At 41.2% G+C, this 19,048-nt stretch carries 18 protein-coding genes; 16 read left to right on the top strand and 2 right to left on the bottom strand.

Features of this window, described 5'->3' with window-relative positions:
• The first annotated feature begins 66 nt into the window (after positions 1 to 66).
• Both CDH51_RS03930 and floA read left to right on the top strand, forming a co-directional pair.
• A complete protein-coding gene (locus CDH51_RS03930) occupies positions 67 to 525 on the top strand; it encodes an NfeD family protein (protein ID WP_100627342.1) in 459 nt (152 codons plus the stop codon).
• Positions 526 to 545: 20 nt separating this feature from the next.
• Positions 546 to 1,538: a flotillin-like protein FloA gene (floA, locus tag CDH51_RS03925; RefSeq protein ID WP_394335565.1), complete on the top strand. Its 993-nt coding sequence runs from the start codon at positions 546 to 548 to the stop codon at positions 1,536 to 1,538.
• A gap of 9 nt (positions 1,539 to 1,547) precedes the next feature.
• Here floA and CDH51_RS03920 read toward each other — a convergent pair whose 3' ends face one another.
• The gene (locus tag CDH51_RS03920; RefSeq protein WP_100627340.1) at positions 1,548 to 3,113 is read right to left on the bottom strand and encodes a WG repeat-containing protein; all 1,566 of its coding nucleotides are present in this window, start codon (positions 3,111 to 3,113) and stop codon (positions 1,548 to 1,550) included.
• Positions 3,114 to 3,178: 65 nt separating this feature from the next.
• Positions 3,179 to 4,447, bottom strand: coding sequence for a glutamyl-tRNA reductase (gene hemA, locus CDH51_RS03915; protein WP_100627339.1), 1,269 nt, complete (start codon positions 4,445 to 4,447; stop codon positions 3,179 to 3,181).
• Positions 4,448 to 4,619: 172 nt separating this feature from the next.
• Here hemA and CDH51_RS03910 point away from each other — a divergent pair, with 172 nt between their 5' ends.
• The 14 genes from CDH51_RS03910 (at position 4,620) to CDH51_RS03845 (ending at position 19,001) form a co-directional block, all read left to right on the top strand.
• The gene (locus tag CDH51_RS03910; protein ID WP_100627338.1) at positions 4,620 to 5,285 is read left to right on the top strand and encodes a ComEA family DNA-binding protein; all 666 of its coding nucleotides are present in this window, start codon (positions 4,620 to 4,622) and stop codon (positions 5,283 to 5,285) included.
• Positions 5,286 to 5,313: 28 nt separating this feature from the next.
• On the top strand, positions 5,314 to 5,793 hold the full coding sequence (locus tag CDH51_RS03905) for a type I restriction enzyme HsdR N-terminal domain-containing protein (protein WP_100627337.1): 480 nt from the start codon (positions 5,314 to 5,316) through the stop codon (positions 5,791 to 5,793).
• A 56-nt stretch (positions 5,794 to 5,849) separates the two neighbouring features.
• Positions 5,850 to 6,563 carry a Crp/Fnr family transcriptional regulator gene (locus CDH51_RS03900; protein ID WP_100627808.1) on the top strand — a complete coding sequence of 238 codons (714 nt, stop codon included), beginning with the start codon at positions 5,850 to 5,852 and terminating at the stop codon, positions 6,561 to 6,563.
• Between the two features lie 35 nt (positions 6,564 to 6,598).
• On the top strand, positions 6,599 to 7,105 hold the full coding sequence (locus tag CDH51_RS03895) for a rhodanese-like domain-containing protein (RefSeq protein ID WP_100627336.1): 507 nt from the start codon (positions 6,599 to 6,601) through the stop codon (positions 7,103 to 7,105).
• Between the two features lie 78 nt (positions 7,106 to 7,183).
• Positions 7,184 to 7,936, top strand: coding sequence for a DUF547 domain-containing protein (locus tag CDH51_RS03890; protein WP_100627335.1), 753 nt, complete (start codon positions 7,184 to 7,186; stop codon positions 7,934 to 7,936).
• A 27-nt stretch (positions 7,937 to 7,963) separates the two neighbouring features.
• Complete coding sequence (locus CDH51_RS03885; protein ID WP_100627334.1) at positions 7,964 to 9,319, top strand: NAD(P)/FAD-dependent oxidoreductase; 1,356 nt, start codon at positions 7,964 to 7,966, stop codon at positions 9,317 to 9,319.
• Positions 9,316 to 10,860, top strand: a complete 1,545-nt coding sequence (locus tag CDH51_RS03880; protein WP_100627333.1) for a 4Fe-4S binding protein — start codon at positions 9,316 to 9,318, stop codon at positions 10,858 to 10,860. The genes CDH51_RS03885 and CDH51_RS03880 overlap by 4 nt, the downstream gene beginning before the upstream one ends.
• On the top strand, positions 10,853 to 12,322 hold the full coding sequence (locus CDH51_RS03875; protein WP_100627332.1) for a cellulose synthase family protein: 1,470 nt from the start codon (positions 10,853 to 10,855) through the stop codon (positions 12,320 to 12,322). The genes CDH51_RS03880 and CDH51_RS03875 overlap by 8 nt, the downstream gene beginning before the upstream one ends.
• A 3-nt stretch (positions 12,323 to 12,325) precedes the next feature.
• Positions 12,326 to 13,027 carry a glycosyltransferase family 2 protein gene (locus CDH51_RS03870; RefSeq protein WP_100627331.1) on the top strand — a complete coding sequence of 234 codons (702 nt, stop codon included), beginning with the start codon at positions 12,326 to 12,328 and terminating at the stop codon, positions 13,025 to 13,027.
• Between the two features lie 10 nt (positions 13,028 to 13,037).
• A complete protein-coding gene (locus CDH51_RS03865; protein ID WP_100627330.1) occupies positions 13,038 to 13,919 on the top strand; it encodes a hypothetical protein in 882 nt (293 codons plus the stop codon).
• A 20-nt stretch (positions 13,920 to 13,939) separates the two neighbouring features.
• Positions 13,940 to 15,997, top strand: a complete 2,058-nt coding sequence (locus CDH51_RS03860) for a glycosyltransferase family 87 protein (protein WP_157807035.1) — start codon at positions 13,940 to 13,942, stop codon at positions 15,995 to 15,997.
• Positions 15,997 to 16,740: a DUF6503 family protein gene (locus CDH51_RS03855; protein WP_100627328.1), complete on the top strand. Its 744-nt coding sequence runs from the start codon at positions 15,997 to 15,999 to the stop codon at positions 16,738 to 16,740. Before CDH51_RS03860 ends, CDH51_RS03855 begins: the two co-directional genes overlap by 1 nt.
• 6 nt (positions 16,741 to 16,746) lie before the next feature.
• Positions 16,747 to 17,964, top strand: a complete 1,218-nt coding sequence (locus CDH51_RS03850) for a bifunctional alpha/beta hydrolase/OsmC family protein (protein WP_100627327.1) — start codon at positions 16,747 to 16,749, stop codon at positions 17,962 to 17,964.
• Positions 17,961 to 19,001 (top strand): glycoside hydrolase family 113, encoded by a 1,041-nt coding sequence (locus CDH51_RS03845; protein WP_232724735.1) that lies wholly within the window; start codon positions 17,961 to 17,963, stop codon positions 18,999 to 19,001. Before CDH51_RS03850 ends, CDH51_RS03845 begins: the two co-directional genes overlap by 4 nt.
• Positions 19,002 to 19,048 lie beyond the last annotated feature (47 nt).

Genomic DNA, 19,048 nt, shown 5'->3' with positions numbered 1-19,048 from the left:
TTCGAAGTTTCTATTTCCATTATAATTCTTTGTCGTATCTTGGTTTTGAAGTAATCAAGGTTTCAAATGTCGATTTTGATTTTAGTAAGTCTTCTAGGTATTGGGCTGATTTTATTATTGGCTGAAATCCTATTCGTTCCAGGTACTACCGTAGTGGGTATATTTGGTCTAGTGATCAGTCTTGCAGGAGTAGCCTATGCCTTTCTTACGTTTAGTCCTGAAATAGCCTGGTGGATCACAACGGGCGCAGTCATAATCAATTTAGCCGCTGTAGTCTATGGTTTTCGATCAGGCGTTTGGGATAAGTTTTCCTTGAAGTCTTCCATGCAGGGTGGAGCCTTTGACGACCGCTTGGTAGGACTTCAGGTAGGGATGATGGGAAAAGCTGCGTCTGACATCAAACCTTACGGAAAGGCAGATTTCCAAGATCAAATCTATGAAGTCAAATCCGAATCTGGATTCATTCCGGTGGGTACGGAGATTACTGTTATTCGAATAGAAAATAATCTGATTTTAGTTAAATAATTATGGATCCAAATAGTTCAATGTTCATTTTAATCGCTGCTGTGGCGGGGATTATTCTTTTATTCATCTTCCTTTATTTCGTACCCGTCAATCTTTGGATTACGGCTCAATTTGCGAATGTACGCGTGGGAATCGGCGAACTCATCGGAATGAGAATCCGAAAAGTGCCGCCGAGTATTATTGTTAACTCGATGATTACTGCGACCAAGGCCGGTTTGCAACTCACGACAAATGATCTAGAAACGCACTACTTGGCAGGAGGAAACGTACCAAATGTAATTCGAGCGCTAATCTCCGCAGACAAGGCCAATATTAATCTTTCCTTCAAGCAGGCTACGGCAATTGATTTGGCAGGAAGGGACGTATTTGAAGCAGTTCAAATCAGTGTGAATCCAAAAGTGATCAATACACCTAGTGTCGCTGCAGTGGCTGCAGATGGTATTCAGTTAGTCGCAAAAGCTCGTGTGACTGTGAGAGCCAATATCGCCCAACTAGTCGGTGGTGCTGGTGAGGACACCATTTTAGCAAGGGTAGGAGAAGGGATTGTTACCTCCATTGGTTCTGCTGATACGCACAAGAGCGTACTCGAAAACCCAGATAAAATTTCCAAACTCGTGTTACAACGCGGTCTGGATGCAGGAACTGCTTTTGAGATCCTTTCAATCGATATTGCAGATATTGATGTGGGAACCAATATCGGAGCAAAACTTCAAATCGATCAGGCTTCTGCTGACCTTAAAGTAGCAGAGGCGAAGGCAGAAGAACGAAGAGCGATGGCAGTTGCCTTAGAACAAGAAATGCGTGCCAAGTCTGTTGAAATGCGTGCCAAAGTTATTGAAGCAGAAGCGGAAGTTCCTTTGGCTCTCGCAGAGGCTTTCCGATCTGGTCAACTTGGGGTGATGGATTACTATCGAATGGAGAATATCAAATCAGATACTTCCATGAGAGATTCTATAGCCAATTCTGACTCGGATAGTTCGGATTCGGGCAAGGGCAAAAACGAGAAAAAATAAGAAAAGGGCTTAACGCCCTTTTTTTCTTTTTTTAGAATCTTCTGGTTCCACTACAATGATCGGCTTGTAGGTACATTTGACCAGGATAGTATTTTTAAACTGATCAAAAATTATGTTCTCATAATCTATCGGAAGGACATTTTTTCCTGTTCTATCGAAAAGCCCGATTTTCCCCTCAGACTCAGCTGTCAGCCAGCGGCCATCTTGCACTAGAATACTATCAAAAAGGTTTTCTAATTTCGGATCTTGATTAGAAGAGTAAAAGCCTGCTTTCCCATCACGGATGGCAATAAATTCTCCTTCATCTAAGGGAATGATGTTTTCAAAGCTTTCAACTCCTTTGTACTCATTTTCAGCGCTTAGAATGAATTTCCCTGATGAATTTTCACCGATTGCTCTTCCATTCGATTGAATACTGACTCTATCCCAGTTTGCATCGGAAAGGATTTTTCCGCTTCTATCAATAATGCCCCAAAAACCCCCTTTTCTGAAGGCAGCAATTCCATTTTTGAAACTTCCCATTTCATCAAGGCTTGGACTAATTATCCACTGGCCATTGGAGTCTACGGCTCCCCATTTACCTAATTCATTACTAGCAGGGAAAAGTTTTTCATCACTACCACGGATAAAAGAAAGACTATCGCTTGGGCCTACCAGCCATCCATCTCTTCCCAATAGCCCCAGTTTATTGTCTCTAAATTTCACATTGTACAAATCCGGGCCGATCCGGTTTACCTCGGTCATTCCTACGGCATCTAGTAGAATGCCATCCTCTTTCATTACTCGACGAAGCTTGCCATGAATGTATTCTAGCATAAGATCATTTTCGAAAGAGATTCTGTGGAAACTATTGTATCGGACATTTGCCTGAATAGGATCTCCCTCCACCAAGAGATATTGGTTTTCATTGAATCCAAAGTAAAAGTTTCCTCGGGTATGCTCAAGCGAATCCAAAACAGCATCCAAGACCACTCGACCTTCCATATTGAGCAAGCCATATCCTTCGACATCTTTGATTAAAAGGTAGTCACTGTCATTATCCTCTAATAATTCATAATCCTTTGTGGGATTGATGGACAAGGGCAAATAGTACTTTCCGTTATCTTCTGCAATTACCTGTCCTCTACTGCTGATCCAAGCATGATCCAGCACTCCCAAAGACCGGGTTGTCCCTTTTCCTCTTTCATAGACAAAGTATTCCTGACCTTTTTTAGCAAGAAGAAGATTGAAAAAGACCTCTATTTGATCATATTTTAGGTCCAGAACTTTTTGACCATATTCGTGATAGGCTCCCAGTCCAGATTCGCCCTTTACCAAAATCCAGGGCGATAGATACTGATAGACTTCTTGGCCTTCGATTTGGACAGCAGGTTGATAGTCATTGGAGAGGAGAAAAAGACCCTCATCGGTTTCTGCAATTCTCACAGCTTCCCCGAGTACGAGGATTTCATTATACATCAACCTTGAAACAAGGCTCATTTCCGAGTTATAAACCTCCCAGGTTTGTGCATTTGATTTACCGATCAGGAAAAGAGCGAAAAAGATTAGAATGTAAAGTTTTTTGAGGTTTTCCATGTCCTAGAATAATAAAGACCAAAGAAAGCTACTTCTTTGGTCTTCATCTATGTTATTGAACCGAATTATTTATCTGATTTAATCTTGTCAAGATCGAATAGGTCTGAAATAATCTCGATCATTTCCTCTGCCTCGTCCCGCTTACAAGCATTCTTTAACTGAATTACCGGAACCTTGAGGATTTTTTGCATCATGCTTTTGGTAATCTTATCGATGATGGCCACTTCATCCTCAGATGCATTTTTGAGGAACCGGGACATTTCCTCTAAGCGAATTTGCTCCAGTGACTGCTTTAATTTATTGATGGTAGGAGAGACCATCATTTCCTTTTTCCAATTGTAGAATTCGTCAATTGATTCTGAAATCAGTTTTTCCACATCAGGAATCGAAGAAAGTCTTTTATCAAGAGCCTCAGAAGCTTTGCTTCGAATATTATCTACGTTGTATAGAATCACCCCAGGTACTTCTTCCACAGTAGTTTCAATGGATCTAGGGACAGAGAGATCAATCAGAAGTTTGTATGATTGGATTTTGAAACGACTGATGAGTTCCTTGGTGATAAAAGGGTCGTTTCTGTGAATGGAAGAAACAATCACATCTGCCTCATCCATTGCTTGATCTAATTGATCAAATGGAACCACCTCAAAACCCAACTCAGCAGCTATAATTTCTGCCTTCTCTTGTGTACGATTGGAAATCTTAACTTTCGCGTCAGGAAGGTAGACCATGTTTTTTGCTACATCTTCACCTATTTCCCCAAGACCAATCAATAAAATTCGAGGTTGATAGGTATTGGAAGTCAAACTTTCCATCAATTCGATGGTGGCATAGGAAAGCGAGGCTGCACCGTCTCTGAAAGCAGTCTCCTGCACCACACGCTTGTTGGTGAAGAAAACGGTGTGCATCAAACGATGCAAAAATGGACCTGCCATGTCTAGATCAACAGAGGTTTGATAGGCTCTTTTGACCTGATTAGCAATTTGGATATCTCCTACTACCTGAGCTTCCAGACCGACTGCCACTCGAAAAAGGTGAGATACAGAATCTTGATCATTTTTGTAGAGCTCGAAATATTCCAAATAATCAGTGACCTCAGGAATTCCTTTTTCCAGCCCGATCAATTTGATTATTTCAGAACTGAGATCCAGTTCATGTGAGTAGTAAACTTCCGTCCGATTGCAAGTTGAGAGTATGAGGGCATCTTGAAGACTGAAAAACTCCTTCAATTTGATCAGAATGGAATGAATAGATTGATCATCTAAAGCAATCAATTCACGGATCTGAACAGGAGCTGTCTTGTGGGATAAACTTATTGCACTGAACTTAAATTGCATAGTATTCTTCTTGCCTCGCAAATTTAATAGACACAGGTGGAGGAAATGTGATTTATGTCATTTATCAATCAATTTAGAAACCGTCTAAATAAATTGATAGCAAAGGTCTGAATTATTTGAATTGAATGCCAATATTCTTAACTTATCCGTTATTGATCAATTCTATTGAAGTATGAGACTTCGTTTTTTGTATTGGTTGAAAAGGGAAATTGGATTTAGCCGAAAAGAGTCCAGAGGATTTTTATTAGTAGTTCCTGTGCTGACTTTTTTAGCCTTCAGTCCTGAGCTTTTTTCATTGTTTTCGAGGCAAATTGATCCTGCCACGGAGAAGGATCTGTTAGAGGTCGCAGATTCGCTTCGATTGTTGGGTTTTGAGGAAGTTTCTTCACCTTTTCCGGTCCGGGTAGGATTGGACACTGTCAATAGATCCATGCAGGGGCTTCGAAAAATTCCATTCTCGGAAGCAGATTCCATTACACTTCAAGTTGTTCCGGGAGTAGGACCAACTTTAGCTGCTAGGATTATCAAATATGAAGTTTCAATGGGAGGCTTTTTCTCAAAAGATCAATTGAAAGATATTTACGGAGTACAGCCTGAAGTAGCAGATCGAATATGGGAATATTTTGAATTTGACGGAGAAATCAGAAATCGATTGGCAATCAATGATGCTGCTGTGGAGGATCTAGCAAAGCACCCCTATATCAGTTATGGGCAGGCAAAAGTTATTATAGCCTATCGCAATCAGCACGGAAATTTTCAGCAAGCAGATGACTTGCTTAAAATCCGGATTTTTGATCCGGAGTGGATCCAAAAAATAGCTCCTTATTTGACTTTTTAATCTGGTCAGCAAGCTCCATCTTTGGGGCATGAAAGAGGTACTCTTCAAAGAAAAATTTCCTCAACTCAACCTTCCCGAATGTAATCCTAGGATCACTGAAGAAGAAGGGAGATTACTGATTTTTGATTCGATCCGAAAGAAACATCTTGTGCTGACCCCGGAGGAATGGGTAAGGCAGCATTGGATTTATTTTTTGGTAGAGAAAAATCAATATCCGAAAGGTCTCCTTGTGTCTGAAAGAGGGTTGACCTATAATAAACTTCAAAAGCGTACGGATATACTTGTGCGTAATCAAGAAGGCGCCCCTTACTTATTGGTGGAGTGCAAGGCACCCAACGTCCCAATCAATCAAAAGACAGTGGACCAGGCTGTCCTCTATCACTTCAAGCTCAAGTCTAACTTTTTGATTCTCAGTAATGGATTCTCACACATATTTCTAAAATATGACTTCACAAGAAATCAATTTCTACAAGAAAAAAACCTACCCAAAGCACCATTTTCTCATTGAAATTTTATGATTTCAGTCATTTTTTTTACCTTTTAATCATTAATGAATACCCCACTATGTCTAATTCAGTAAAACAACTTCCTTGCGAACTTTGCGCCAGCAGAAAATATTCCTTGCTTTCTGATTTGTCAGAATCTCATATCTGCAGTATCTCTGAGAGTAAAAACTTGATTTCGCACCGAAAAGGGCAAATTCTATTCTATGAAGGCACCAAGCCTTTAGGAATATTCTGTATCAATGCTGGAGTGGTCAAAGTTTACAAAACAGCTTCAAATGGGAAAGATCAAATTATACATCTAGCTAAAGCTGGTGACTTCTTGGGCTATTCAGCACTTTTGGGGGAAGAAAATTATACTACTTCGGCGATGATTGTCGAGGATGCGAAAATATGCTTTATACCTAAAGAATCATTTTTAGAAACTCTTTTTGGAAACACACAATTCTTTAAGCGGGTGACGAAACAGCTAAGCCATGAACTCAATATCATGGAGGATAAACTGACAGATGCCACCCAAAAGAGTATTCGGGAGCGACTTGCTTACACGCTTCTTCTCTTGGCGAGCAGCTATGGTGTGGAAGGTGACGAAGCCCAAAAAATTGACCTGGTTCTCAGCCGGGAAGAGATAGCCGGAATCGTGGGTACGGCTACGGAGTCGGTGATTCGACTACTCTCCGAATTCAAAAAGGATAATCTAATTGAATTTGAAGGAAAGAAAATCATCATCAAGGATCGAAGAGGTCTCGCGCGGCTTTCAGATTTTTACGCCTGATAGAACCTCCCAAGCCAAATTGGGGTTTAGGCTTTATGATTTCAAAATGTTTATTGCCTTCTAAAGCTTTCATTATTTACTGTGCCATTTCATTTTTGGCCTTCTCCTCAAATGGTCAGTCCTTGGCTTATCGTACCATGCTGAATACGCTTTACGATTCAGATTTCCCTGTCATTTATCCCAATGAAATCGAAAGTCTGTCTAAGTACCAAATCTTGGATACCCGAGAAAAAGAGGAGTATGAGGTCAGCCATTTAGAGGGAGCAATTTGTGTTGGATATGATGATTTTTCAGAGGTGGTTTTTGAAAAGCTAGATCCTGATAAACCTGTATTGGTCTATTGTTCGGTTGGAGCCCGATCTCAGGATATTGGTAAAAAGTTGGTCCAAGAGGGCTTCAATGTCGTAAATCTTTACGGTGGGATCTTCCAATGGGTAAATGATGGATTGCCGGTTTATGACTCTTTGGGTCAGACCAAAAAAGTGCATGCTTATAACCGGGCCTGGGGAGTATGGCTCAACAAAGGAGAAAAGGTTTATTGAAACCTGTCTTTTTGACGACGGTTTACTTTTCTAATAGTCTTTACCTTTATTCAAACTTCAATTAGAAATAATGAATTTATGTATAATCTCATGATTGCTTTAGTGTTTTCACTTCTCAGCTGCGGAGCTTCTGATCTTGGAGGCATCAATACCGCTCCGCCAGATCACAGCGTCTGGAATGAACTCCTCGGTAAGCATGTGAAAGAGGATGGAATGGTCAACTACCGAGGTTTTATAAATGACCAGGAAAAGCTGGAAGCCTATCTCAATACCCTTAGCAATAATCCCCCTGACCGAGAAAAATGGTCTGAAGAAGAGCAACTTGCCTACTGGATCAATGCTTATAATGCCTTTACCGTTAAGCTGATTGTAGATAATTATCCTGTGGAAAGCATACGAGACCTGGGCCCCAAATTGAAAATCCCCCTTATCAAAGATGTTTGGCACTATAAGTTTTTCAAAATAGGGGGTCAGGAAAGTAGTCTAGATGAAATAGAACATGGTATTCTTCGCAAAGAATTTGAAGAACCAAGGATTCACTTTGCCATTAATTGTGCATCTTTTTCATGCCCGCCTCTGCTAAATGAAGCCTTTGTTCCGGAAAGAATTGATCAGCAATTAGATCAAGTAGCCATATCATTTATCAATGACCCTAAGCGAAATAAGATTTCAAAAGATAAGGCTGAAGTCTCATCCATATTTTCGTGGTTCAAGGGTGATTTTACCAAAAATGGAAGCTTGATTGATTTTTTAAACCAATATTCCAAAGTCAAACTCTCTTCCAATGCCAAAATCAGTCATCTGGACTATGACTGGAGTCTAAATGAATAGGCTATCTTTGATCATCAAGAAATCTTCATGAGTCCAAGCAAACATATTGTCATCTTAGGTAATGGAATAGCAGGGATCACCTGTGCGCGACATCTCCGAAAAGGTGATGATAAAATTCAAATAACCGTAATCTCCGGTGAAAGTAAATATTTCTTTTCCCGAACAGCCCTGATGTATGTGTACATGGGGCACATGAAATTCGAGCACACGCAACCATACGAGAATTGGTTTTGGGAGAAAAACCGGATTGACCTTGTTCAAGATTGGGTTGAGAAAGTGGATTTCGAAGGGAAAAAATTATACTGCCAAAGCGGAAAAACCATCACTTACGACCAATTGGTTTTAGCTACTGGATCAAAGCCTAATAAATTTGGCTGGCCTGGTCAGGATTTGACGGGTGTGCAGGGATTGTATTCCAAACAGGATTTGGAATTGATGGAAAAGAACACCGAATCGGGAGTGAAGCAAGCGGTGATTGTAGGGGGAGGGCTGATTGGAATTGAAATGGCTGAAATGTTAGCCTACAAAAATATTGAAGTGACTTTTTTGGTTCGCGAGTCTGGTTTTTGGAGAAATATTCTCCCTGAGGAGGAATCAGAAATGGTAGGGAGGCATATCCGAGAGCATCATTTTGATTTGAGGGTCAATACGGAGCTTGAGGAGATAATATCCGATGGAAGTGGAAAAGTCAAGGCGGTAAAAACAAAGTCTGGCGAGGAAATTCCCTGTCAATTTGTGGGTTTAACCGCAGGAGTAAGTCCAAATATAGATTTTCTGAAAGGCACAGAATTGGACGTGGATAGAGGAATTCTGGTTGATCAGTTATTTCAAACCAATCTCAAGGATGTATTTGCCATAGGGGACTGTGCACAGTTTCGAGAAAAACCCGATAAGAACCGAAATCTAATCGAACAAGTATGGTATACCGGGAGAATGCATGGGGAGACTTTGGCCCAAACTATTCTGGGTAAGCCTACACCCTATAAGCCTGGTGTTTGGTTCAATTCAGCTAAATTTTTGGATATTGAATACCAAACGTATGGACAGGTTCCCGCCGATTGGGATGAAAGTCAAGTCTTAAATTTCTATTGGGAGCACAGTTCTGGTAAAGTCTGTTTCCGCATGCTTTGTGATTCAGACGGAAGAATTTTGGGAGTGAATAATTTTGGGTTTAGGCTTAGACATGAGTTCTTTGATAAAGCTATCCGGGAACAGTGGTCTGGGCAAAAAGTGATTCAAAATTTGGATAAGGCTAATTTTGATCCAGAGTTTTTCGCACCCTATATCTCAGCAATCCAAAGAAAGTATGCTGAAGAAAATAATATTACCATGAAAATCTCTAAACCCTCATTCTTTAAAAGATTGATCGGAGCGAAGCTATGAAGTACATTCAACTAATCGGGCTTACCTTATTTCTGACAGGATTACTGGCTTTCACAGTCATTCCCTTTTTGGGTGAATACACCATTTCTGAGGCGATTGTGCTTGACAATACCAAGGATATTCATCAAGAAAAGATGAAGGAGTTATTGGCGCCCATGTATGGTAAGGAGTACTCAAGTTCATTCAGTTTCATTCGGGAGCTTAATCAAAAGGTAGATGACTACAATTCCGAGCTAAAAGCTGAATCCAAATGGGACCAAGTCATTTGGGATGATTACAGTTTTCCTTTGGCTAAAGCTTCTCTTTCAAGTCCCGTCCAAAACCATCCATGGCTTTTCCTTTTTGTCAGTATTGGCCTGACTGTACTCGGAGGGCTTTTTTACAATTTGCCAAAATTTAAAGGAGAGCCTGAAGGAATCAAGAACAATGGAATTTTTCATTCCAAAATGAAAAATAGAGGTTGGCTTGGCATGTTGACAGGAAGCTATTTGATCCTTTTTTATGTGATTTTGTATTGGTTCCCAGCTTATATGGTCAATCTGGTATGGATGGTGGAGCCTTTGAGTCTCATTCTTTCAGGGAATCCTGCAAGTCAGTGGTTTTTGTATGGGTTGATTTATACGCTTGCCATTTTGGTAATGGGAGTACGGATGTTTAGGAAATACAAGGGCAATCGCTACCAGCAAATCCGCACTGCTTCTGTAATGTTTTTCCAGACTGCATTCGCTTTTTTGATTCCTGAAATCCTTGTCCTGTTGAATAAGCCTTACTTTGACTTTAAGAATATTTGGCCGCTTGACTATTCATTTTTCTATGATTATCGAATAGAAACCTTGACTAGCTCAGGGGCAATCGGGATGTTTATGCTGATTTGGGGAATACTGTTGATTGTGGTTGGAGTGCCTTTATTCACTTATTTCTACGGAAAGCGATGGTACTGTTCGTGGGTTTGTGGATGCGGCGGATTGGCGGAGACTGTGGGAGATCCTTACCGGCAGCTTTCAGATAAATCCCTAAAATCCTGGAAAATCGAGCGCTATTTGATTCACGGAGTATTGGTTTTGGCGGTAGTGATGACCGCTCTTACGATTGCTAACTACTTTTCAGCATTCAGCTTTCTTGGAAATGTGACCAATCAGCTTCATTCATTTTATGGCTTTGCAATCGGATCTGCATTTGCAGGAGTAGTCGGGACAGGATTTTATCCTTTTATGGGTAATCGTGTATGGTGTCGATTTGGCTGTCCCTTGGCTGCTTACTTGGGTATGGTGCAGCGATTCAAGTCTAGATTTAGAATTACTACTAATGGAGGTCAATGTATCTCATGTGGAAACTGCTCGACCTATTGTGAGATGGGAATCGATGTGCGATGGTATGCTCAAAGAGGTCAAAATATAGTCCGTTCTTCCTGTGTGGGTTGCGGGGTTTGCTCTGCTGTCTGTCCGCGTGGCGTACTGAAACTCGAAAATGGTCCTGAGGAGGGCCGAATCAATGAAATGCCGATTTTGATTGGCAATGATTCTGTAAAACTCAATGCCTGATATTATTTCCTACTTCTTTCTAATGGTATATCTCCTAGGTATGCTGTTGATTTTGGGCTATGCTTTGGCACAGGGTCATCTGTTATTCAATTTTTGGAAAGCCAGAAAGAAAAATCCGAAACCTGATAACATCATTGAATTGCCTAGGGTAACAATACAATTACCCATTTTCAATGAACAGTATGTAGCCGAAAGGCTTATTGAAGCGATCACCAAGATCCAATACCCGCTAGACAAGCTTGAAGTACAAATTCTAGATGATAGTACGGATGAAACGCAGGATTTAATTCGTGAAAAAATCAAAGGTTTCCCTGATTTCCCTTTTGTATACATTCACAGGGAAAATCGGAAGGGATTTAAGGCAGGAGCCTTGAAAGAAGGATTGGAAAAAGCAAAAGGAGAATTCATTGCGATTTTCGACGCGGATTTTCTTCCAAGTCCAGATTTTTTGCAAAAGACCATCCCTCATTTTCAAAATCCAAAGGTCGGAATGGTTCAAACACGATGGACGCACATCAATGAGTCTTATTCGCTTTTGACCCGTCTCCAAGCTTTTGCTTTAGATGCCCATTTCCTGATTGAGCAGGTAGGTCGAAATACCTTAGGGGCCTTCATTAACTTCAATGGGACAGGCGGCGTTTGGAGAAAGGAATGTATTCTGGATGCCGGCAATTGGGAAGATGATACGCTGACGGAAGATTTGGATTTGAGCTATCGGGCACAAAAGAAGGGATGGAAGTTCATTTACAGACCTGAGATCGAATCGCCTGCCGAACTTCCACCAATCATGTCAGCCATCAAGTCTCAGCAGTTTCGCTGGAATAAGGGTGGAGCTGAGTGTGCCAAAAAGCATGCATCATCTGTACTCCAAGCTGATTTGCCGGTCAAAACCAAGTTGCACGCCATGGCGCATCTGTTTAATAGCAGTATTTTCTTGGTGATTTTGACTGTAAGCTTGGCGAGTATAGCAGTTTGGTGGATGGGTTTCCAGGGTTTCATTAGCACCAAATGGACTCAATTTGCCGGTATTTTCTTGATAGGTTTTGTGATTATCGCTTTGGTTTACCTGATCTCCTATTTTTATTCCAAAAAGGGATTCTTCAAATCCCTGCTAGAAGCTGTTTTTATTCTTCCGCTGTTTCTTTCCGTGTCTATGGGGATGGCAGTTCACAATTCCCAAGCAGTTTGGGAAGGCTTGACAGGCAAGAAATCTCCATTTATCAGGACTCCAAAGTTCAACCTAGAATCAAGAAAATCCAGCCTTCGAAATAACCTTTACTTGAAGTTTCCTATGCCTGCGACTACTTGGGCAGAAGGTTTTCTCGCATTAATCTTTTTGGTGATGGTCATTTTGGCTATACAGTCTGGTTACTATCTGTTTTTACCTTTTCATGCCATGCTCGCATTTGGATATGGCCTTGTTTTTTTTACCTCGTTTCGGTCCTATAGTTTGGGGAAATAACTTATGAAGAAGGATTTGATTGTGGATGTGGTCATCCCTGCGTACAATGAAGAGAAGTCTATTGGGAAAGTCATTCAGGAAATACCTTCGCTGGTACGAAATGTCGTAGTGGCCAATAATAATTCAAAAGATTCTACTGCTGAGGTATCCAAAAGTCATGGAGCTGTGGTCGTATTTGAACCCCAAAAAGGCTACGGAAAAGCTTGTTTGACGGCTATGGATTGGATTAGTAAACAAACTCAAGTCCCCGATGTGGTTGTATTTCTGGATGGAGATTACAGCGATTTCCCTGAAGAAATGATCTTACTCTTAGAGCCCATTGCCAAAGGAAAAGCCGATTTCGTGTTGGGATCGAGAGCAAATGGAGTGAGGGAATCCGGGTCAATGACATTTCCACAGGTTTTTGGAAATTGGTTGGCGACCCGCTTGATGCGGATTGTTCAGGGAGCCTATTTTTCTGATTTGGGACCTTTTCGGGCCATTCGATGGGATTCGTTGATGAGCTTAGGCATGCGGGATGAAAACTTTGGATGGACCATCGAGATGCAAATCAAGGCTCATCAAAAAGGTCTTCGTTATCTTGAAATCCCGGTTCGCTACAGAAAACGAATAGGTCAGTCTAAGGTCAGTGGGACGGTTAAAGGTGTGATTGGTGCGGGATATAAGATAATTTTGACCATTTTTAAGTATAGATCTCCTGAATGAAATAGAACTTATGCTTACCCGACTTTACGCGCTGTTGTTTTTTTCTGTCCTTCTGATCTCTTGTGGTACCGCTTCCAGAGAAAATGTGGATATGAATGCATTTGGAAAATATTGGTATCAGGGTCAAGCAGAATTGAATGTTTTTGATCTCAAGCAGTACCGATATGGGGAGCCTCGAGAAGGGAAGGCAGTGATGATTTTTGTGACTGAGGATTTTTCAAAATCCAAGCAGGTCAAACTTGATGATCCTCAGAATGCTGGAGCTGATGCTCGAAAGGTGCTAAAACTGAATATGACCCGAGATTTTGTCACGGGTGTTTACCCTTATCATACGATGCTAAGCGTCTTTACCCCAGTGGAGGAGGATCTTCCGGCCTACAAACTCACACAGACCATGATAGAATGGTGTGGACAGGCATTTATTCAGATGAATTGGAAAAATGCAGCCTACCAGGCAAAGCTCTTTTCCTATTTTGAGTCAGAGGGTGATCAAAACCTGAAAATCGATGCCCAAACCGAGGATGGGATCTTCAATTTAATTCGACTGAATCCTGATTTGGTCCCTCAAGGGGATCAACGACTGATACCTTCTCTGACTTATCAGCGGTTTTCTCATATCGAATTGAAAGCTTACAGAGCGAAGATTGAGTTGGAGGAACTCGGAAATCAAACTAATCAGTTTGTGGTTGAATACCCCGAATTGGGAAGAACTTTAAAAATCCAGTTTAAAGAATCTTTTCCATTCGAAATTGTCAGCTGGGAAGAAATTCAAGTTAAGGAAAATGGACAGCTTGAGAGTACCACGGCTACCCGGAGAAATCATCAAAAGCTTGACTATTGGACCAAAAATGGGCTGATTCACGAGTCTATTCGAAAAGAATTGGGATTGTGAAAGGTACTGGAAACCACTTTTTGACAGCAATCTTCTTGCTTGTCCTAGTTCTGGGTAATCTCCTGATGGGTTATCTGATCCCGCGGGAAAGTTTCACGATTTTATTCCTGACATTTTTATTAAGCTTTTTGGCTATGCTTGGTCTTTTTTGGCAATGGAGAAAGCTTAAAAACTGGATTTGGGTATTTTTCCTGGGTCTAGTACTTCGCTTGGGGATGTTGGGAGCTGTGCCTAGTTGGTCCGAGGATTATGTCCGATTTCTCTGGGATGGTGAGGTAGTTCTTTTGGGAGAGAACCCTTACCAATTTACCCCCACTCAATTGTTGGATTCTGTGGAAGTAGCAGAGAAAGATTATCAGTTTTTTCAAGCGGCATACCCACTACTCAATTCACCCGATTATTTTTCGGTTTACCCGCCTTTGAATCAATTGATATTTGGCATTTCGGCTAAAATCGCTGACAACAATCTATTCACAGGCATTCAGGTTCTCCGGTTGATTTTGATTGTCTTCGAAGTCGGAGTTCTTTTGCTTTTTCTCAGGCTTTTTAAGGCTTTCTCTGTCCCCCTTCGACGGATTATATTCTATTGGTTGAATCCTTTTATAATTCAAGAAATTACTGTCAACCTTCACTTTGAAGGGATTGTGCTTTTCTTATTGCTTGCGAGTATTTGGGCTCTTGTCAGACATCGAAAATTTATTTCAGGTCTCTTTTGGTCCTTAGCTGTAGGAGTCAAATTGGTTCCCTTGATTTTAGTACCCAGTCTTCTTTTTTTTAGGAGAACTCGTATTCACGCCTTTTTTTGGATAGGAGCTCTCTCAGGGATATTTATCGCTTTCTTGCCCTTGGTTTGGCAAGATGCCTGGGGAAATTTCCTGGATACATTGAGTCTCTATCAAGGGAAATTTGAATTCAATGCCTCGGTTTACTATCTCGCTAGAGAGGTGGGGTATTGGATAGAGGGATACAATACCATTGCGATCCTGACCAAAGTGCTTTCGGTCATTACGATCGGTTTAATTTTTTATCTCAGCTCAAGAATCAAAACCCAAAGGCTTTTACACTTTGTGGATTTTTGGAGCCTGATTTACTTAGTCTATTTGGTTTTGCAGCCAGTAGTTCATCCTTGGTACGCTATTCCCTTGGTTGGACTTTCCTTGTTCAATGGTCGAATTTTTGGGATAGTTTGGAGCTTTTCAATGATTTTCTCCTACGCAGCCTACCATCAAGAGCCGGTCAATGAGTCCTCCGGTCTGCTGTCTTTAGAATACGGTCTGCTTCTTGTGGCTTTAGCTTGGGATTTTATTCCTAAGTTTCGGGATCAATTGAATAAAAAAATGTACCTAAAAAAAGTCACATCCGGTCTTGTATTGGCTATTTTGACACTTTCCTTTTCCTGTGCTCCAAAGGAAAAAAGAGAAGCTAAAATCTTTCTCTCTGATAGCATCGAAGCACATGGAGGACAAGACAATTGGGATAATTTAGAGCAAGTATCCTTTAGAAAGTGGACAAAGCTGCTCCTCGAAGATGGAGGAGTCGAAAAGGAAACGGACCAGCAAATTGTCTTTCGATTTTATCCTTCCCTATCAGGAAGTATATCCTGGACTCAGGATTCGGTAGTGCATATTTTATCAATGAAAGATGATCAAATCTCTTATTCGATTGGTGGAAATGAGATCTCAAACAGGGATTTTCTAGAAAGCAAACGAAGTGATTTCGAAGCTGCCTTTTATGCATTTGCCCAGCCCTGGAATCTGATGAATGAGGAAGGTTCTGAATGGAGTTCTGAGGGAATTCGAGAGACACCCTTGGGTCAGGCCAAAACCCTTCGAGTTAATTATGGCCCAGATGGAGATATTTGGTGGTATTATTTGGATATCGAGACGAATTTGATCCTAGGAACCGAAATTCAACTGAAAGATCATCGAAGTCTCGTTGAAAATATCGGCTTTAATGAAATTGGACCTTTCAGGTTTTATAAAATTCGAAAAAGCTACCGGGTAGACTCAAGTGGAAAAAAGCTTTACTTGAGGGCGGATTACCTTTATGACAATTTTGAAATAAAAATGAAAGAATAATGAGACATAAGCTATTAGGACTGCTTGGATTAATTTTTACGCTTGCTGCCTGCGAGGTGAAAACAGAAGCCGAAAAAATCGTCGATAAGTCTATTGCTGCCCATGGGGGTGAATGCTATAAATCAGCTCGAATAGATTTCGATTTTCGGGATATTCACTATCAGATTTTTAAGAGTCCGGATCGTTTTGAATACACTCGGGAGTTTTCCGATTCCTTAGGTCAAGTCAAAGATTTATTGAATAATGAAGGGTTTACCCGATGGATAGAAGGAGTGGAGGTGGATACCTTAAGTGAAGAGCGCATAGGTGCCTTTTCCCGTTCAGTCAATTCCGTAGCTTACTTCGCATTTTTACCTTATGGACTGAATGACCCTGCGGCTATTAAATCCTATTTGGGGGAAACCACGCTCAATGGTGAAAACTACCATTTAGTAAAAGTGACCTTTCAGCAAGATGGCGGTGGAGAAGACTTTGATGATGAGTTTTTATATTGGATTGGGACGGAAGATTTTTATGTGGATTTTATGGCCTACAGCTATCATACCGATGGGGGTGGGGTTCGATTTAGAGAGGTGAGCTCTGTGGTAAATGTGGATGGAATCAGATTTCAAAACTACCTGAATTTCAAGCCAGAAGATAAAAATACTCCGGTCGAAAATATGCAAGAACTATATGAAAAGGGTAACTTGGAGTTATTATCTGAAATTAACTTGGAAAATATCCAGGTAGAATTTCTCAACTAAATTCACATGAACCCTAAGCGCGTCAAATTTCAAAATTCAAAAGGACTAGAGCTTTCAGGGGATCTTTATTTGCCTTTGGAAAGGCAACCGAAATTTTACGCCATTTTTGCTCATTGCTTTACTTGCTCCAAGAATTTTTCAGCGGTAACGCGAATCAGCAAATCGCTTTCAAATGAAGGGATTGCTGTGTTGAGTTTTGATTTTACTGGATTGGGTAGGAGTGAAGGAGAATTCGCGGAAAGTGATTTTTCCTCCAATATTTCAGACCTTCTGGTTGCTTCAGAATTTTTGGAGAAAAACTATGCTGCTCCGGCTATGCTGATAGGCCACTCCTTAGGAGGTGCAGCAGTACTCTACGCAGCTCAAAGTCTTCCTTCGGTGAATGCGCTTGCTACAATCGGTGCACCTGCTGATCCGCTTCATGTGCGTCATTTATTTCAAAATAAGCTTGAAGACATTCTAGAAAATGGACAGGCCAAAATAAGTATTGGAGGTAGGCCATTCATGATCAGCAAAGAGTTCTTGGACAATTTGGATCAGCAGCCAATCGAATCATTCCTTAAAGACCTGAAAAAGGCATTACTGATTTTCCATTCCCCTCAAGACGAAATTGTGGGAATTGAAAATGCTGAAAAGATTTATAAATCAGCTTGGCACCCCAAAAGCTTTGTTTCACTGGACGGAGCAAATCACTTGGTGTCCAATCAATCGGATGCAGAGTATATTGGTCAAGTCCTTTCTTCTTGGAGTTTACGCTATGTAGATCAGCAAGACAAGATTGAACATGATACCAAAGGCCATCCGGTGATGGTTCGACTAAGTGCGGATGCTGGTTTTACGACTGAGATCAAAACTCCTTTTCATCATTTAATTGCAGATGAGCCCCTAGAAGTAGGTGGGAAAAATCTGGGGCCTACACCATACGATTTGTTGATGGCCTCATTGGGAAGCTGTACGGTGATGACGCTTCGAATGTATGCTGAGCGCAAAAAATGGCCATTGGAAGAAGTAAGGGTATATCTTGAACACGAAAAAGTCCATCGGATAGATTCTGAGAAACCTGAAAAGGAGAGTTCTAAAGTCAGTCAATTTACTCGTAAGATCGAGCTGGAAGGTGATCTTGATTCCGATCAGCAGCAGCGGCTTTTGGAAATCGCCAATCGCTGTCCTGTCCATCGCACCTTAGAAGAAGAAATACTTATTCAAACGCTCTTGGTTTCGTGAGGCAAATCAAACCACCATATTATCTCAGTTTCTTCACAATCCTTGCGCTGGGACTGGGTTTATGGGTTTTGGAAGCTGAGCCAATCTTGCCTTCAGTAAATGAAAAATTAAAAGGAGTTTGTTGGGTTGGGAGTAGACAGCCTCTGCAAGGGGGTGAGCTCGCAGCCTTAAGGAACATTGGAGCCAATGCAATTTCTCAGACGCCATTTGGTTGGCAGGCTGATAAAAACAAACCCGAGATTCGCTGGTCTCTGGATGCAGACCGTCAGTGGTGGGGAGAGTCAGCTCGGGGAATTCGAGCCACTGCCGACTCATCGATCAATTTGGGGATTTCCAATATGCTTAAACCACATCTCTGGGCAAGAGGCAGTTGGCCTGGAGAGATTAAAATGAACTCAGAAGAAGATTGGGTTTTGTGGTTTGAAAATTATAAGAATTTCATTGTAGACTATGCAAAATTGGCAGCCGAATTGGATTTTCCCATTCTATGCATAGGCACTGAACTGGAAAAGACTGTTCACAGAAGGACGGAATGGCTAGTGATAATTTCATCAATTAGAGAAGTTTACAAGGGTAAGTTGATTTATGCTGCCAACTTCACAGAGTTTGAGCACGTGACTTTTTGGGATGAGTTGGACTACATCGGAATTCAAGCCTATTTTCCAATAAGCGAAGGTCAAGAGCCGGATTTGAACCAATTAAAAAAGGGGTGGAAAAACCCACTCGCTTCGATTGAAAAGTTAGTTAGGAACTATCAGTTGCCCGTTATTTTTACTGAAATTGGCTATTGCAATACTGCTGATGCAGCTGCTGAGCCATGGGTTTGGCCCAATGAAAGAAAGGAATCTCCGCTGTCCGAAGAAGTACAGGCGCGTTGCTATCAGGCATTTTTTGAAACCGCTTGGAAGAAGCCTTGGCTGGCAGGAGTGTATTTTTGGAAGTGGTATCCGGAAGGAAAAAGGCGTGACCCAGATTTTTCACCACAAGGTCTGAAAGCTCAGGAAATCCTAGAAGTAAATTTCTTGACAGTTGATTGAAAGTCAGCTTCATCTGTGACTTTTGTCATGGTAATTGATGTGGGCTT

Origin of the sequence: Algoriphagus formosus (assembly GCF_002807035.1) — a bacterium.
GTDB classification, from domain to species: domain Bacteria; phylum Bacteroidota; class Bacteroidia; order Cytophagales; family Cyclobacteriaceae; genus Algoriphagus; species Algoriphagus formosus.
This window is presented reverse-complemented; position numbering and strand designations above follow the sequence as displayed.

Coding starts and splice junctions, on each gene's coding strand:
- CDH51_RS03930 (WP_100627342.1), top strand. CDS start 67: ATGTCGATTTTGATTTTAGTAAGTCTTCTAGGTATTGGGCTGATTTTA.
- floA (WP_394335565.1), top strand. CDS start 546: ATGTTCATTTTAATCGCTGCTGTGGCGGGGATTATTCTTTTATTCATC.
- CDH51_RS03920 (WP_100627340.1), bottom strand. CDS start 3,113: ATGGAAAACCTCAAAAAACTTTACATTCTAATCTTTTTCGCTCTTTTC.
- hemA (WP_100627339.1), bottom strand. CDS start 4,447: ATGCAATTTAAGTTCAGTGCAATAAGTTTATCCCACAAGACAGCTCCT.
- CDH51_RS03910 (WP_100627338.1), top strand. CDS start 4,620: ATGAGACTTCGTTTTTTGTATTGGTTGAAAAGGGAAATTGGATTTAGC.
- CDH51_RS03905 (WP_100627337.1), top strand. CDS start 5,314: ATGAAAGAGGTACTCTTCAAAGAAAAATTTCCTCAACTCAACCTTCCC.
- CDH51_RS03900 (WP_100627808.1), top strand. CDS start 5,850: ATGTCTAATTCAGTAAAACAACTTCCTTGCGAACTTTGCGCCAGCAGA.
- CDH51_RS03895 (WP_100627336.1), top strand. CDS start 6,599: ATGATTTCAAAATGTTTATTGCCTTCTAAAGCTTTCATTATTTACTGT.
- CDH51_RS03890 (WP_100627335.1), top strand. CDS start 7,184: ATGTATAATCTCATGATTGCTTTAGTGTTTTCACTTCTCAGCTGCGGA.
- CDH51_RS03885 (WP_100627334.1), top strand. CDS start 7,964: ATGAGTCCAAGCAAACATATTGTCATCTTAGGTAATGGAATAGCAGGG.
- CDH51_RS03880 (WP_100627333.1), top strand. CDS start 9,316: ATGAAGTACATTCAACTAATCGGGCTTACCTTATTTCTGACAGGATTA.
- CDH51_RS03875 (WP_100627332.1), top strand. CDS start 10,853: ATGCCTGATATTATTTCCTACTTCTTTCTAATGGTATATCTCCTAGGT.
- CDH51_RS03870 (WP_100627331.1), top strand. CDS start 12,326: ATGAAGAAGGATTTGATTGTGGATGTGGTCATCCCTGCGTACAATGAA.
- CDH51_RS03865 (WP_100627330.1), top strand. CDS start 13,038: ATGCTTACCCGACTTTACGCGCTGTTGTTTTTTTCTGTCCTTCTGATC.
- CDH51_RS03855 (WP_100627328.1), top strand. CDS start 15,997: ATGAGACATAAGCTATTAGGACTGCTTGGATTAATTTTTACGCTTGCT.
- CDH51_RS03850 (WP_100627327.1), top strand. CDS start 16,747: ATGAACCCTAAGCGCGTCAAATTTCAAAATTCAAAAGGACTAGAGCTT.